Raw genomic sequence first — 15,512 nt, forward strand, 5'->3', positions numbered from 1 at the left:
TGACTTCCCTAAACTTCATGAATATGGTGTTTTCTCATAAACCATTTAGGATTGCTATATATTTAAGAACCCTTGAAACCAAAGCTTTTTCGGAAAAATGCCAAACTTTTGATTACTAGTCTAATTAAGAAGATTTTAGAGAATTTTTCAAATTTATAGTTGAAGAGCAGATCCATTATTTCATGAATATTCAAATATTTAAGATAAGTTATAGAGCGATCTACTATATTGTCACTATCAAGCAAATATTTCTTTAGTCCAAGTTTCTCAGAAATTATCCATTTTTTATAAAATATTTTGTACATCTCCTTTTGATATTTTTTAAAATCTGAAGCTTCACCATTTAAATATTTTTCAATATATTTAACAGCTACTTCAGCGCTACACATACCATGTCTAATGCCTTCACCTCCTAAAAAGTTAACAGTAGAGACGGCATCTCCTATAGCTATAATGTTTTTTCTATAATACTTATCCTGCAATCCCTGGCTATACTTTAATGTTGCTCCATGAATATCCAAAATTTTGTAGTTTTTGGGTTTAATATAGTCTTTAATTATGAGTTCAATATAATATTTTATCGGTTCAGGTTTTTTAATTAATTCATGCTGTGAATTTAATAATCCTGCACCAACTTTTAGCTTGGGTTTCTCCATAGGAAATATCCAAGAATACCCTTTTGGCATCCACTTATGACCCAGGAAAAAAGTTAAGCGATCGCAGTGTTTTTCATAATCTTCTGGTGTTACTTCTAAGAGATATTCAATTCCTGTGCCACTGTGGAATAATGGTTGAGCCTCTCCTTTGTTATATATGACTGCTCTAGATGGGCCAGTTGCATCGACTATGACTTTTGCTGCAACTTGGATTTCCCCTTCCTTTTTCGATTTAAAAAATAGAATAGTTTGCTCTGCTTCCTCTTCTTTTCTCAGGTAAAAGTACCCTAGCCAAACCTCTCCACCATTGGCTTTAACTTCATGAGCTAAGAATTCCCTTAATTTAGTAAAATCTAAAACCACACCCAGAGGTTTTGGTGAATCCCAACTTTCATTAAGATTGGTGGTAACAATTTTAATTCCTTGCCAATAACTACCTATAACTTCATTAGGTAATTCAAACTTAGCCAAGGTTTCTATAGGAGTTCCGGCGCTAGAAAAGCTGTTTACAGAAAAGTTTTCGTATCGCTCTACTAACAAAACCTTTCGGCCAGCTTTCGCTAACAATCTCGCACAGTGTCCCCCAGCTGGACCTGCACCTACAACTACCACATCAAAGCTCTTCATTATAGTTTTTACAAGAAATATGGCGAATTGAGGATGAATATGAAAACGCAGAGGAAGCAGAGTTAGTTTCCGTCAATTCGCTATTAACATTTGGTTACCTTAAAATCCCAACTCTTCAAAAAATCAATTTCAACAACAGAGAATAGGAAATTCTGTTCCCTGTTCCCTGTTCCCTTCTTGAATATTAAAGAACTTTATGGGTGTGGGAGTGCTGTTTAACGTTATCTTCTTTGGTAACCACCCTGGCAGCATTTAGTACACGCTTGCGCTCAGTGGAGTAATTGAACTCTGTGTAGGCTGTACCCAAGGGAATGAGAGATTTTGTAATTTCACGACGCTTATAAGTACGAGCTGCTGCAAATAGCCGTGGTACAAACTCATCCGCAAACTGAGCAGACTCTGGGAAGCTAGTAGGGGCTGAGAGTGTATCACCGTCCAGGACAGAGCCTAAATTTGTTGCCCAAGCAAACTTATATGAAGTGGGAATACCTTTCATCACTGCTTCCAAAGCCGCAGAGGGAATCGGTTCAATAACTTCAACTTGATGAACTTCTCCATCTTCCTTGACAAAGCATGTTGCCAAGCCGATCACAATGTAATCATCAGCAGTTAAATCGGGGGCATTAGGATAAGAAATTGCAATTGTCATAAGAAAATTTTCTCAAAACTTAAAAGTCAGATTAAGGAACTAGAAGCCGGAACCGTTAGATGCGAATCTAGAAAGAGACAAGGCAACGAGAAAAAATCCCGTAACTCAAGCCAGGGGATTTGAGCAAGGATTGTTTTTCTTGACGACTTAAGTCGGCTTGAGAACACTTACTCCTACAGGAAAACACAGGTGAGTTTCTGCTTCTGCTGTGGTTAAGAGTTTTATTTTGCATTCTGAGCATTGCTAAATTCCTGTGTGCTCTGCGTCATCTCTCATGAACGGCTTGTTGGCATTCTACCAATTTGTCGCTCTCACTACTTGACTAGTCTTTGAGATTGATATTTGCTCTTTCTGGAATTTAACCTGGGGATGAGGTATCTATGATGAGATTGAATCATCAATTATTTATATGAGATAAAGTTTTTCAATGGCTGTGGTTTAAATGGTTGAGTAATTATAGACACCCTAAGAACTGACATATCAGACAAGCTACTAGCAGCATAATAACTATATTTTGATTTCAAAAAACAACTATATACGGCAGGATTATATGAGTAATAACTCCTATTTATCTTTTGGAGACAAGCAAAATAACTTAGATAAATTAGTATCAAATAAAACAATAAAATTAAGTGGAGATTTAGACTTAGAGGACAGTCATGTACGCTCTTGTGCCTTGAGGTTAGCTCAAAGAGGCGATTACATAAAAGCGATCGCCCTGTTAAGCCAGCTTATCCGCCGACATCCTCAAAATGCTGTTGATTACAACAATCGCGGGCTGATTTATTTTCAAAGCGGCGAAACACAAAAAGCGTTTTGTGACTATAACACAGCACTGCAAATTAATCCTAGCTTGGCTAGTGCTTATAATAACCGAGCAAATTACTATGCTGGTTGTGGAAAATTAGCTGCGGCGATCGCCGACTACGATCGGGCAATTGATTTAAATCCTAGCCATGTGCGGGCACGCATTAACCGAGGCATCACCTGGCGCGAATTGGGGCAATACGAAGAGGCAATTGAGAATTTTGATGTCGCACTGCTTTTCGGGCAATTAGAGGGTCACATCTGGGCTGAGAGAGGCAGGACTTATCATCTTTGGGGAGACTGGAATTGTGCGATCGCTGATTATCGTCGTGCCTTGACTCAACTACCCGAAAGAAAAGATGTTCCTGGTTGGCGCTTACGTATACAACTTGAAAATTGGTTAACTGAACTGCTATCTCCTGAACATCCTGATTTGTAGATTAATCCTCTGAGGGGCTGCAAAATCCAAATTTTGAGTAGAGTATAGCGACCCTGTATTACTAATGGCTAATAAATTTTAATGAGTGCGGTGTAGCGCAAATAATCATCCAGTTGCAACAAATAACATCTTTTCTGCTTTCTTGCACTAGGCACTGATTCAACAATTAGCTAATTTATTTACAAAAGTTGTTGATCCACAGCCACAACATAAAAAACTTCAATAATTCTGGGTTTAAGGTGATGACTCTGATTGGCTGGCTGCTTCAGTTGCATCCGGATTTGTCAGCACGATCTGACGCTGGTTAGGGTCAAATCGGTAACTTTGTTGTTGCATAATACTTTTGGCTTGAGAGGGATCGAAGTTTCGGCTAAATTCTGCTTGCAGAATATTCACACGTCCTTCCATCTGCTTCACTTCAGTACGCATTTCCCGCAATTTCTCTTGCTGTAACCAGTGATAGGGCAAAAGTTGCATAAGCGCGGAAACTGCGGCTGCTGAAATTGCCAGATTAACGGCTATCTTGGCTGTTGCTTCCACAGCCATTACTTGATGCGATCGTTGACGCAGATGCCGCTTTGGTCGAGGCGCAACCCGGCGTTTTTGTATCGGTTGTAGCGGCGGCAGACTAGACGGTTGAATAGCGTTCATGATGGTAAAAAAGACCTCGTAAATTCAAGCAGAACAGCGTAAAAAGCCTACTTTTAATGATTACTGAAGAAAGGCAGAGGAGGCAGTGCGGTCTTGGGGTCTCCCCAAGTAGAGCAACTGCCGTGGCAGAGAGTAGCAGAAATATCGTAATTTTTTATACAAAATAAATTTTTCTGTACTCTGCTATATGGTAATCGCGCCCCTGGCTTTAAGTAGGTAGGAAAATAATAGAGTGCGAACTTTATCAAATACAAGCGCATTTATGAGTAAAGATGCCCTCAGCCTTCTGTCTACGTACTTCTGCCTTCTTCAGGCTTGATTTAGCTGCCATATTACTTCATTTTTCGGAAATTGCTACACGTGTATCCAAAACTAAAAAATAAACCTGGCATACGTAAGTAGCCTTAGCCAAACACTTAATTGCCTAAAGCTACAAGTGTCGATCAAGGTCACCCACTAATGCCAGGCTTCTTAGCCCAACAAATCTGTCACATTGTGGCTTATTTGTAAAGTTCTGTAGCTAACCGCCAAGCCAGAACACCTGGAATCAGCGCCACAACCAAAGCGATGTACACTTGAGTATCTGAGATAGACGTTACAGCGAACAAGAGACTGTGTGATATGGGCATGGTTGGAAACCTCCTAAACGCAATGCATTTTGAATAGTTCGTTTACTACTTTTCCCTGTTTTGCGAGGATTGGGGAATATCTTGTTACAAGATGCAACAAAAGCAGCGATCGCTCAGTAGTCATTCGTTATTCTTTTTAAAGAAAATATATATTAATCTATGGATTTGTTTCTAGGGATCGACTTTGGTACATCTGGTGCAAGGGCTACGGTGATTAACGATGAAGCTTGCATCCAGTCCCAGATGAAGTATCCTTGGGAAATTTCGGCTGGGTGGGTAGATATTTGGCAGACGACTTTATTTACTCTTCTGGCATCGATTCCTGAACAACTGCGGCGAAAAATTAAGGCGATCGCTATTAATGGGACTTCTTCCACTGTCTTGCTAGTAGACGCGGCAGGTAAGCCGATAGATGCACCTTTACTTTATAACGATCCCCGGGGATCGGTGATGCTAGAACAGTTGAAAAGTATCGCACCAGAGAATCATACGGTAGTAAGCGCTACTTCTAGCCTTGCTAAACTTCTATGGATGTCGCAGTTACCATCATTTAGCAAAGCACGATATTTCCTGCATCAAGCAGACTGGTTAGCATTTCTGCTGCATGGGCACTTAGGTATTAGCGATTACCACAACGCCTTAAAGCTGGGTTATGACGTTGAAAATTTGAAATACCCACAATGGCTAGAAAATTTACAAATACCAATTCAGCTACCTGAAGTATTGCCTCCTGGTAAACCTATTGGCGAATTACGCCCAGAAATTGCAGCTAACTTTGGTTTCTCTGATGATTGTTTAGTATGCGCCGGCACTACAGATAGTATTGCGGCATTTCTTGCCAGTGGTGCAAAATCGCCTGGAGAAGCGGTGACTTCCTTGGGTTCGACACTGGTATTAAAACTATTGAGCCGCACACGGATTGAGGATACGCGATATGGAATTTACAGCCATCGCCTCGGTGATTTGTGGCTGACTGGGGGTGCTTCTAATACTGGCGGTGCAGTGCTGCGACAATATTTTACTGATCCTGAGTTAGAAAGCCTGAGTGGTGAGATTGATGCTACCACAGCCAGCCCATTGGATTATTATCCTTTATTAAAAGCAGGCGATCGCTTTCCGATTAACGATCCCAATCTACCCCCACGCTTAGAACCACGCCCAGATAATTCTGTGGAATTTCTACATGGCTTGTTAGAAAGTATTGCCCGTATAGAAGCGCGGGGGTATGAATTATTACAGCAAATGGGAGCAGACCAGTTAAAGCGCGTTTACACTGCTGGTGGTGGCGCAGCAAATAATACTTGGACTACGATTCGCGGAAGATATTTAAAAGTGCCGGTAGTTTCGTCAGTGAATACGGAAGCAGCCTATGGGACAGCGCTTTTAGCGATGCGGGGAGTGAGTGAATAACACGGGGACGCGGTGATGGGGATAAACAGAGACAAAATTTTTCAACCTATGATGTCATTGCGAGGAGGAACGAAGCAATCTCAGCGCTGACGATTGCTTCGTTCCTCGTAATGACATGCGTCACCGCATCTAAATTACTCACCTTGATGAATTTGTTGATAAACCAACTCTCGCAGAATATTGGCTTTTTGATTAGTAATAGACGCATAAAGACTGCTGAGAGTCATCCGCACCAGCAGGTTTTTCTGGTGGGGTTGGATACCCAGACGTTGAATCGCTGTTTCTGGAAGTTGGAAGTAAGGAGTTTCACTTAATATTTCCACCGACTCTAACAGTTCAGCATCCTGATCTAAAACTTGTAATACCTGTTCACAAATATCTTCTAAATCAGTATCTATCCCAATGACAACAGACATATCTCGGCTGATACTTGGTTTATTAGATACCTGATTATAGGTTTCCAGGTTCGTCATCTGGGCAGCTATTTGGGGATGGGTGCTTCGCAACAAGCGAATATCATCTATCCCTTTTACTAACATCACCAGACGATCTAACCCCCAACCCGATGCTAATCCTGTATAACCAGGTTTAAGTAATCCAGGATGAATTTCTCCACATTCTCCTACCTCAATCCAGTTACCATCAACTAACACTTCAATTTCTAAACCGTTACAAGTGTATGGGTGTGAGGTTTCATTTAGACGATAGGAAATACCTGGAAGAACTGCGTTGAGAATAACAGCAATTAATTTAACTAAAGCTTCTCTACCCAATTGCTGATGTTGGCTAATTAACCACACATCCATTTGATGCGGTTCCCCGACATGACGCTTATCCACTACATCCCGACGGTAACAAATACCGGGGTGGAGAATGAGTTGTTCCCCATGTAAGTGGGAAAGTAACTCTGGCATGATGACAGTGGTATGAGTTCTTAGTAGCCTACCGTCTCTGAGGTAACGGGTGTATTTGGCGGAACGCGATAAACTTTCTCTAGGGATATAAAGCTTATCGTAGTTGTTGGCGATCGTGGTGATGGGAGAAGAACGCCAAATTGTTGGTTCAGGATAACCGGATGCTTGCAGAACTTCGGCTATTTTGTAGACGATAAGATTGATGGCATGAATACCATTTGCCGGGTTCGTCAAGTCCGGCTTAAGAAGTCCAGGTGGTTCATTTTTTGCCTCTCTTGAGATGTTTTGTAATATGAATGTAATATAGCACGGCGGATGACCGCATCACTCAACTGGGTGAATGTTAACCTAGCATTTAGCAGAACTTCAAAGAGAATTCTTAAAAATCCATTTGTGCAATCCTTGGGAATCAGGTGAATAAACTAGCTTCGTAGTAATTGGAACGGATTGTTCAGTGTCAACAGGTGGTAAATTAGCAATAATTTGTAAACTATTATTTGCAAAATTTTCTGGTATTTCTAGCAGATTTGCTGATGCATAAAGAATTAGCTTTCCAGGTCCATCAATGATTACTTCACTCCTCGTTGCTGTGATCGCCCAAGATAAAGAAGTTGCTGTCTCTAAAGACATACCATACTCTGGTCTCAGAATTACCTTGTCTAAACTGATTCGAGAATTGCAGCCTAAAATTTCCAACCAAGCTTTGCATTGATGAAAAGGGATAACTACCTGAGATTGATTTTTGGGTACTACATAAATTTCTAGTACAAGCTTCCAGTGCCATAGCTCATTATAGAAATAACCGTTAATTACCTCAAAAGATGGCAGTTTCTGTAGGGGGGAAAGTAACTTGAGCAAGTCTGAACGAGTTGCAGATCTAGTTGATGTATCCTCTCTCCAAGGAACTTCGAGTGATACTGAACCACCGCCTGATAATCCAAATACAGGATTCTTCACAATAAAAGGAGCGCACTCAGTCTCAAACAGAAGAGCAACGATAGTTTTATCTTTGACTGGCACATTTATATCAATTAATTTTGGTGCTAAACCGTCAAACTGGGACTTTACCTTGGTATACCAGTCTGCCAATTCCATGTGTTCAGCACCTTTGACTCCAATTTTTTCATCTACTCCTATCAGCCAGAGGATGGGTTCACCTCGTGCGGCATTAGCGTGTCCTGCTATCAAACGAGCAGCTTTTGTTGGATCTATCCATTGAGATTTCAGTTCAACCCGGAAATCCTCATTTGGTTGATTAGATTCAACTTGCTCAATTAATTTTAATGCCCAAGATTCAATCTGGTGTGATTTCATATCTTAATTTCTCTACCGACCTCATCACATTTCAGCAAAACAGTTAGGACTGAATAGTTAGCAATGACTACTAATGTACTAGTAAAATAGTACGAAAATAAATTTCATGCAATAGATCTCTTGTATGAGTTAGATTATGCCTACTAAACACCTAATTTCTTGTATCTATTTGCAAATTTGTGTAAGGTTAAAATTCTTGTCCTTAAATATTTGTGCAATCAGTCTAATGCTATAAGTATCTGGTGGCTTCGTACCAAAGTTCTAGACACAGATGTTTAGGAGATGGATCGCACTCTTCACTCCTCTCTGTGTTCTCTGCGCCTCTGCGGTTAGTGAAAATTATTTACCTGTTAACTTCTGCAACGCCAATAAACCAGCGCCATAAGCAGGTTCATGCTTGGGAAACATCACTTTAACCTCAGGAAACTTCTTCACCAGAGATGCTGTAAACCTATCATGCATCTTGGATTTACCTTGCCACACACTTCCTGTAGTGACTACTTCTAAAACTGGGCGATCGCTAAAAATTTGCTCAATCACTGTGGAGGTAGCTGTAACCAAATATTGTACGGCATCCTCAATAATTTTACTCGCTACTTCATCACCTAAAGCTGCTGCTAAATCAACAATTTCTGCTAAAGCAGCTATTTCTTTAACTCCCCAATCTCGTTGATATATTAATTCAACTAAACTTTCTATACTTGGTAGTTCAAGATAAACTTTGAAAATCTCTACCAAACTCGTTGGCATTCCACTGCTATCATAAGCTTTTAATGCTGCTTGTATACCAGCAAGAGCAATTTTATAGGCGCTACCTTCATCTCCTAAAATATGTCCCCAACCACCTACGCGCTTAGTAATTCCCTGATGATTTCGCCCAAAAACTATCGAACCTGTGCCTGCTGCTGCTACAATTCCTACATCATGACCAATACCGCCTACTAAAGCAATTAAAGCATCATGACAAATTACAATATTAGATGCTGTTAATTCCCAATGTATCGGCAGTACTTCACTATTTTGTAATTCTTCGACTAAACCTTTTACTACTTCAATATCTTCTGCACGACCTACACCTGCTAACCCTAAACAAATTGCGGCAATTTTGATTGGTTTTGTGATATTTAGTGATTGATCTACCGCAGCCATAATTGCAGCTTGAATTGATTGTTGCGCTGCTGTAATACCTATACTCTGATAGTTGGATGCGCCTGCTTCACCACGACTAATAACTTGGCGTGTTTCATCCATCAAAACACAAACAGTCTTGCTACCGCCGCCATCAATTCCTAAAACATAATTCATGGACAAACTCAAAACTTTCTATTTGATTTACTGTTAACTAGTGGGTCTTTTTGCTTCTTCTCTTAATGGAATGAAGAATATAGTAATCATCCCCGGAATAGTCAGCAAACAGACCAAAACAAAAAATAATGGGTATCCCACTGCTTGTTGAATTGTACCGCTAATTGCTCCTGGCAACATCAGACCTAAAGCCATCAGTCCAGTCGATATGGCATAATGAGAAGTTTTGTATTCACCTTGGCAAATATACATTAAATAAACGCTAAAGGCTGTAAAGCCAAGTCCATAGCCAAATTGCTCTAAGGAAACTAAGGGATAAACTAATGTCAGTGAGGGTTTAGCATAGGCAAGATAAACATAAAATAAGTCAGGTAAGTTCAACGCTAAAGCCATTGGTAAAAGACATTTTTTCAAACCATATCGAGAGATTAATACTCCTCCTAAAATTCCACCAATAATTAGCGAAAGTACGCCAAAGGTTCCATAAATCAAGCCAAATTGTTCTGTTGAGATAGCTAAACCGCCTTTTTCTAGTTTGTCTAAGAGAAATAGCGAGGCTATCTTTAAGAGCATTGCTTCACCTAATCTGTAAAGTAAAATAAACGCTAAAATTGCAACTATTTTTTCTTGTCGGAAATAGCTTTGAATAATATCTACAAAAGGAATCTTTTCGGTTTGGGCTTGTGTCTGCCGAGGAGTATCTGAGTCTGGTAAAGGTAAAATCAAGCGATGAAAAATAAAAAGTATGGCAAAGATGACAGCAGAAAATCCTATCGATATAGTCCAACTTAAAGGAATATTATTGAGTGTGGTTTCTAATCTGCCAGCTAAAACTACTAACAATCCGCTACCAAATAATACGGCGATGCGATAAAAAAGCGAACGGATACCAACAAAAAAAGCTTGTTGTTCGGGATTTAATGCCAACATATAATAGCCATCGGTGGCAATATCATAGGTGGCGGAAATAAATGCTCCAACTGTTAAGGCTGCTAAGGAGATGAAAAAGAAATTTGGGAGTTGTAAGGATAAAGCTACTAAACTTAAGCAACAAAACATGGCAAATTGGGTAACAAGTATCCATGTTCTTTTTGTGGCGTAAATATCTACAAGTGGTCCCCAAAACATTTTGATCACCCAAGGAAGGTAGAGAAAACTTGTCCAAGCGGTGATTTGATCGTTGTCGATTCCGAGTTTTTTGTAGAAGATGACGGAAACGCTGCTAATGATGACGTTGGGGACACCTTCAGCGAAGTAAAGGGTGGGGATGTATGTCCAAGGGGAGGGGGTTTGAGATTTCATATCGAACCGCAGAGACGCAGAGGGCACAGAGAGAAGATTAAGAAGATAGAATAATACGTTTGATGCCGTCTTTGAGGAGAGGGACGTTAAAGTTTATGAGGAGAGCAAGGGGACAGTTGGTAATTTTAAGGTATGAGAGTACTTGTGCTTCATGGATTGGGGCTAAATTCTGGACAGCCTTTAATTCCAAAATTAGACAGTCCGCAATCAAAAAATCTAATCTACCTTTACCTACTTCATGTTCTTTGTAAGTGATTTTTACCCACTTCTCACACTCATGGGGTATCCCGCGCATAAGAAGTTCCACAATCAACGCTTCTTTATACACCTCCTCTAAAAACCCTGGCCCCAATATCCGATGTACCTCAATCGCTGCCCCAATTACCTCACCAGTTAACTTATTCATAGCCTTTCCTAACTCTCTTCCCTCTGCGTTCTCTGCGCCTCTGCGGTTCGTTTCCATAACTCCCTCTCCAACCCTGTGGCAAAATTTATTAGAGTCCTTCCAAACTTAGTTTTCCCAGCATGACCGCAACTACACTTAATCTCCCTAGTCTCTACGATCCCTTCTCCACAGAAGCCAAGTGGCAAAAATTCTGGGAAGAAAACCAAGTTTACAAAGCCGACCCCAATAAAGGCGGCGAACCTTACTGTGTTGTCATCCCGCCGCCGAATGTCACCGGTAGTTTGCACATGGGTCACGCTTTTGAAAGTGCGTTGATTGATGTCTTGGTGCGCTACCACCGGATGCAGGGGCGTAATACTTTGTGGCTACCCGGAACTGACCACGCTAGCATCGCTGTTCACGCCATGCTGGAAAAGCAACTCAAGAGTGAGGGTAAAACTCGCTATGAGCTGGGGCGTGAACAATTCCTAGAACGCGCTAAACAGTGGAAGGCGGAATCTGGCGGTTTTATTGTGAATCAGCTACGACGCTTGGGTGTTTCGGTAGATTGGTCGCGGGAGAGATTTACCCTGGATGAGGGTTTATCTAAGGCTGTGGTGGAAGCATTTACTCGCCTGTATGAGGAAGGCTTAATTTATCGCGGTGAGTATTTAGTTAACTGGTGTCCCGCTTCCCAGTCGGCGGTGTCTGATGTGGAGGTGGAAAATCAAGAGGTAAATGGCAATCTTTGGCACTTTCGCTATCCCCTTACGGATGGTTCTGGTGATGTGGAGGTGGCGACAACTCGCCCAGAAACTATGCTGGGTGATACAGGAGTGGCAGTTAATCCCAATGATGAGAGATACAAGCACTTAATTGGTAAAACCGTAACTCTACCAATTACGCAACGGCAAATTCCGATTATTGGCGATGAATTTGTTGACCCCGCTTTTGGTACTGGTTGCGTGAAGGTGACTCCAGCCCATGACCCCAATGATTTTGAGATGGGTAAGCGTCACAATCTACCGTTTATTAACATCCTCAATAAAGATGGTACTCTCAACGCTAATGCCGGGGAGTTTCAAGGACAAGACCGCTTTGTAGCCAGAAAAAATGTGATTGCACGCCTTGAGGCAGATGGCTTTTTGGTCAAAGTTGAAGATTATAAGCATACCGTTCCTTATAGCGATCGCGGTAAAGTCCCGATTGAACCTCTGCTGTCTACTCAGTGGTTTGTGAAAATTCGCCCATTAGCTGACAAGTCCTTAGAATTCCTCGACCAGAAAAATTCTCCAGAGTTTGTCCCCCAGCGTTGGACTAAGGTTTATCGTGATTGGTTAGTCAAACTCAAAGATTGGTGCATCTCCCGTCAATTGTGGTGGGGTCATCAAATCCCTGCATGGTACGCTGTCAGTGAAACGGGCGGGCAAATCACAGATACTACCCCGTTTGTGGTCGCCAAATCAGCAGATGAAGCTTGGGAAAAAGCTAAATCACAATTTGGCGAAAATGTCCAGCTAGAACAAGACCCAGATGTATTAGATACCTGGTTTTCTTCGGGACTTTGGCCGTTTTCCACTTTGGGCTGGCCGCAACAAACTCAGGATTTAGCAACTTACTACCCAACTTCTACCTTAGTAACTGGCTTTGACATTATCTTTTTCTGGGTTGCCAGAATGACGATGATGGCGGGTCATTTTACCGGACAAATGCCATTTCAGGACGTTTACATCCACGGGTTAGTGCTGGATGAAAAAGGTCAGAAGATGTCGAAGACTAAAGGTAATGGCATTGACCCGCTATTATTAATTGACAAATATGGCACTGATGCCCTGCGTTATACCCTAGTTAAGGAAGTGGTAGGCGCAGGTCAAGATATCCGGTTGGAGTACGATCGCAAAAAAGATGAGTCGCCATCGGTAGAAGCTTCCCGTAATTTTGCCAATAAATTGTGGAATGCCGCCCGGTTTGTAATGATGAATCTGGATGGACAAACGCCGCAACAATTAGGTCAACCACTCGCCACAGAATTAAGCGATCGCTGGATTCTTTCTCGCTATCATCAAGTTGTCAAACAGACAAGCAATAACATCGATAATTATGGATTAGGTGAAGCTGCTAAAGGATTGTATGAATTTATTTGGGGGGACTTCTGTGACTGGTATATTGAACTGGTGAAGTCTCGCCTCCAAAAAGATGCTGACCCGGCATCGCGGCGAGTAGCACAACAAACCCTAGCTCATATCCTGGAAGGAATTTTAAAACTTCTGCATCCGTTTATGCCCCATATTACTGAGGAGATTTGGCAAACTCTTACCCAACAACCAGCAGATTCCCAGCAAACTTTATCCTTACAATCTTATCCGCAAGTGGATAGTAAACTGATAAATCCAGAAATTGAGTCCCAGTTTGAACTACTGATTGACGCTATCCGCACTATTCGCAATTTACGCGCTGAAGCGGAGATTAAGCCAGGGGCGAAAGTGACGGTCAATTTGCAAAGTGAAAACCCAAAGGAACGGCAAATCCTTACGGCTGGACAAGTTTATATTAAAGATTTGGCTAAGGTGGAGACTTTAACCATTGCTGATAAGTCTAATCAAACAACCGTTACACCAAAAAAACCTCTCAGGGGTTTAAAAACTCTAGGCTTAATTATTGTGGCAATTGTCTTTACTAAGTTGGCTTACGCTGTTGGGAATGCAATTGATGACGTTCCTCTATTTGGAACTTTCTTTGAAATAGTAGGTCTTGGCTACTCAACTTGGTTTACTAGCCGCTATTTACTGTCGGCGCAAGCTAGACAACAGTTGTGGGCAAAGTTGTTCCAACCCACCACAGACAAGCATCTACAACAGACACAATCACAGCCTGAGTCAGCAGAAAACGCTATTGCTGGTGTTGTCAGTACAGTACAAGTGGTAATTCCCCTCAAGGGTGTGGTGGATATTGAAGCCGTACGTGCCAAGCTAGAGAAAAGCCTTAGCAAAGCCGAAGCAGAAGCCCAATCTCTGAGTGCAAGATTAAGCAACGCTAACTTTGTAGATAAAGCTCCCAAAGATGTGGTACAAAGTGCGCGAGATGCTTTAGCGGAGGCTGAGAAACAAGCGGAAATTTTACGGGATCGCCTGCGTGGTTTAGTATAGCTGCAATGGGTAATGGGTAATTATTATTAACTTACCCATTACTAAATAAAACCCCGAAACATCAAAACTCAAAAATTAAAAATCAATTTTGAGTTTTGAATTAGAGCGTTCTGCAAAGCAGTTCTCGAAGAGTAGCGACAGTCATGCAATATTTAGCCCAGGTACACAAAAACGAATTTTTAGAACAGTATCAGTTGCGCCTGCTGGCGCGACAGGAAGCCGATGATCTTTGGGCTATTATTCCAGAAGAGGCGGTAATTCTTTTAGGTAAAGGAAACACCATGAGCGAAAAATTGCTGGTGTTAGTGGAACTTTCACCGACAGGGGACATAGAAAGATTAGAAGATGCCACCAATTGGGTACTACATTTAATCCAAGCCTACCTCTCTACTGGTATTAGCCCAGACTTTTTACAACAGGAAGCCGAACGAGCCGAACATTGGCGACAAGCCTTGACATTGCAAAATCAAGACCTAGCACGTCGATCTCTAGAATTGGAAGCTCGACGAGAACAAATTCAAGCTCTAGAAGAAAGTATTAAAAAGGACAAGACTGGTAATTATAAAGATGATCCGGGTGGCTCTTAGGTAATTAAACAGTACGAGGATATTTCTGGTGCGATCGCCTTTATATTATGGTTTATGTGATGTCTAGTGGCTCAGCACTACAGATTTACCCATCCCTCAGCCAAAGACAAAACACTTTAAAAAAGTCCAATATAATAAACTTAGATAGAGAATTTATTTCCAATATTTACTGTTTACCAGCAATAGAGATAATCTAAATTTTTATCATCAATTTATTAGGAAAAGTCAGATTTTGAATAATTATAATATTATTTAGAATTCTCTTCAAAGTCTGTTAATGCGCAAGCAAACTCCCTAAAGGATATTTTAATTAAGACTTCTTTCATGCCCCTGTCTAAAGAAGAATCACGGATCAGGTCTGATAATTCTATGAATAATAGAGAAATCATAAATCTATCTTGGCGGTCAATCTGTTTTAGGCAAGATTGGATAAACTCATAAAGCTCTGTTTTTCTAGGTTTGGTTTGTTCATCCCATAGTTGAAACGCTAACCGGAAGGTTTTCAAACGTATCTCGTTAGTGTTGTAAGACGCGTCTTTGTAGCGAATTGATACGCGTTGGGGCATTTCCATAAGTTTTAACAGAGAGACTTACTATAAAGGTTTATTCAGTTTTATAGTGGCTTATCCGGAGAAATAATTTTGTCAGAACGATTTAACGCTTAACCTCAAAAGTATAGGTTTTCCAGATA

14 protein-coding genes are annotated in these 15,512 nt (G+C 41.1%); 4 read left to right on the forward strand and 10 right to left on the reverse strand.

What is annotated here, in order from left to right; all coding sequences use genetic code 11:
- Positions 1 to 62: 62 nt before the first annotated feature.
- Both BV372_RS17040 and BV372_RS17045 read right to left on the reverse strand, forming a co-directional pair.
- A complete protein-coding gene (locus BV372_RS17040) occupies positions 63 to 1,283 on the reverse strand; it encodes an NAD(P)/FAD-dependent oxidoreductase (protein WP_086687687.1) in 1,221 nt (406 codons plus the stop codon).
- Between the two features lie 184 nt (positions 1,284 to 1,467).
- Positions 1,468 to 1,932, reverse strand: coding sequence for a hypothetical protein (locus BV372_RS17045; protein ID WP_086687688.1), 465 nt, complete (start codon positions 1,930 to 1,932; stop codon positions 1,468 to 1,470).
- A gap of 550 nt (positions 1,933 to 2,482) precedes the next feature.
- Here BV372_RS17045 and BV372_RS17050 point away from each other — a divergent pair.
- On the forward strand, positions 2,483 to 3,178 hold the full coding sequence (locus tag BV372_RS17050) for a tetratricopeptide repeat protein (protein WP_086687689.1): 696 nt from the start codon (positions 2,483 to 2,485) through the stop codon (positions 3,176 to 3,178).
- 234 nt (positions 3,179 to 3,412) lie between these two features.
- Here the strand turns inward: BV372_RS17050 and BV372_RS17055 are convergent, their stop codons facing one another.
- Positions 3,413 to 3,829, reverse strand: coding sequence for a hypothetical protein (locus BV372_RS17055; protein WP_086687690.1), 417 nt, complete (start codon positions 3,827 to 3,829; stop codon positions 3,413 to 3,415).
- Between the two features lie 500 nt (positions 3,830 to 4,329).
- Complete coding sequence (gene psaM / locus BV372_RS17060) at positions 4,330 to 4,419, reverse strand: photosystem I reaction center subunit XII (protein WP_040630342.1); 90 nt, start codon at positions 4,417 to 4,419, stop codon at positions 4,330 to 4,332.
- 198 nt (positions 4,420 to 4,617) lie between these two features.
- Between psaM and BV372_RS17065 the strand changes: the two genes are divergently transcribed.
- Positions 4,618 to 5,868: an FGGY-family carbohydrate kinase gene (locus BV372_RS17065; RefSeq protein WP_086687692.1), complete on the forward strand. Its 1,251-nt coding sequence runs from the start codon at positions 4,618 to 4,620 to the stop codon at positions 5,866 to 5,868.
- Positions 5,869 to 6,002: 134 nt separating this feature from the next.
- On the opposite strand, the gene BV372_RS17070 is transcribed toward BV372_RS17065, so the two are convergent.
- The 5 genes from BV372_RS17070 to BV372_RS17090 form a co-directional block, all read right to left on the reverse strand.
- A complete protein-coding gene (locus BV372_RS17070; RefSeq protein ID WP_086687693.1) occupies positions 6,003 to 7,016 on the reverse strand; it encodes a hypothetical protein in 1,014 nt (337 codons plus the stop codon).
- A gap of 132 nt (positions 7,017 to 7,148) precedes the next feature.
- On the reverse strand, positions 7,149 to 8,096 hold the full coding sequence (locus BV372_RS17075) for a hypothetical protein (protein ID WP_086687694.1): 948 nt from the start codon (positions 8,094 to 8,096) through the stop codon (positions 7,149 to 7,151).
- A gap of 339 nt (positions 8,097 to 8,435) precedes the next feature.
- Complete coding sequence (locus tag BV372_RS17080) at positions 8,436 to 9,401, reverse strand: N-acetylglucosamine kinase (protein ID WP_086687695.1); 966 nt, start codon at positions 9,399 to 9,401, stop codon at positions 8,436 to 8,438.
- Positions 9,402 to 9,434: 33 nt separating this feature from the next.
- Positions 9,435 to 10,703 (reverse strand): AmpG family muropeptide MFS transporter, encoded by a 1,269-nt coding sequence (locus BV372_RS17085; RefSeq protein ID WP_086687696.1) that lies wholly within the window; start codon positions 10,701 to 10,703, stop codon positions 9,435 to 9,437.
- Between the two features lie 37 nt (positions 10,704 to 10,740).
- Entirely contained in the window at positions 10,741 to 11,166 is a 426-nt protein-coding gene (locus tag BV372_RS17090; RefSeq protein ID WP_086687697.1) for a GxxExxY protein, read from the reverse strand.
- 62 nt (positions 11,167 to 11,228) lie between these two features.
- Here BV372_RS17090 and BV372_RS17095 point away from each other — a divergent pair, with 62 nt between their 5' ends.
- Positions 11,229 to 14,234 carry a valine--tRNA ligase gene (locus tag BV372_RS17095; RefSeq protein ID WP_086687698.1) on the forward strand — a complete coding sequence of 1,002 codons (3,006 nt, stop codon included), beginning with the start codon at positions 11,229 to 11,231 and terminating at the stop codon, positions 14,232 to 14,234.
- 143 nt (positions 14,235 to 14,377) lie between these two features.
- Positions 14,378 to 14,821, forward strand: coding sequence for a hypothetical protein (locus BV372_RS17100; RefSeq protein ID WP_086687699.1), 444 nt, complete (start codon positions 14,378 to 14,380; stop codon positions 14,819 to 14,821).
- A 248-nt stretch (positions 14,822 to 15,069) separates the two neighbouring features.
- On the opposite strand, the gene BV372_RS17105 is transcribed toward BV372_RS17100, so the two are convergent.
- Positions 15,070 to 15,393, reverse strand: coding sequence for a hypothetical protein (locus BV372_RS17105; RefSeq protein ID WP_086687700.1), 324 nt, complete (start codon positions 15,391 to 15,393; stop codon positions 15,070 to 15,072).
- Positions 15,394 to 15,512: the final 119 nt, after the last annotated feature.

Origin of the sequence: Nostoc sp. T09 (genome assembly GCF_002154695.1) — a bacterium.
GTDB lineage: Bacteria > Cyanobacteriota > Cyanobacteriia > Cyanobacteriales > Nostocaceae > Aulosira.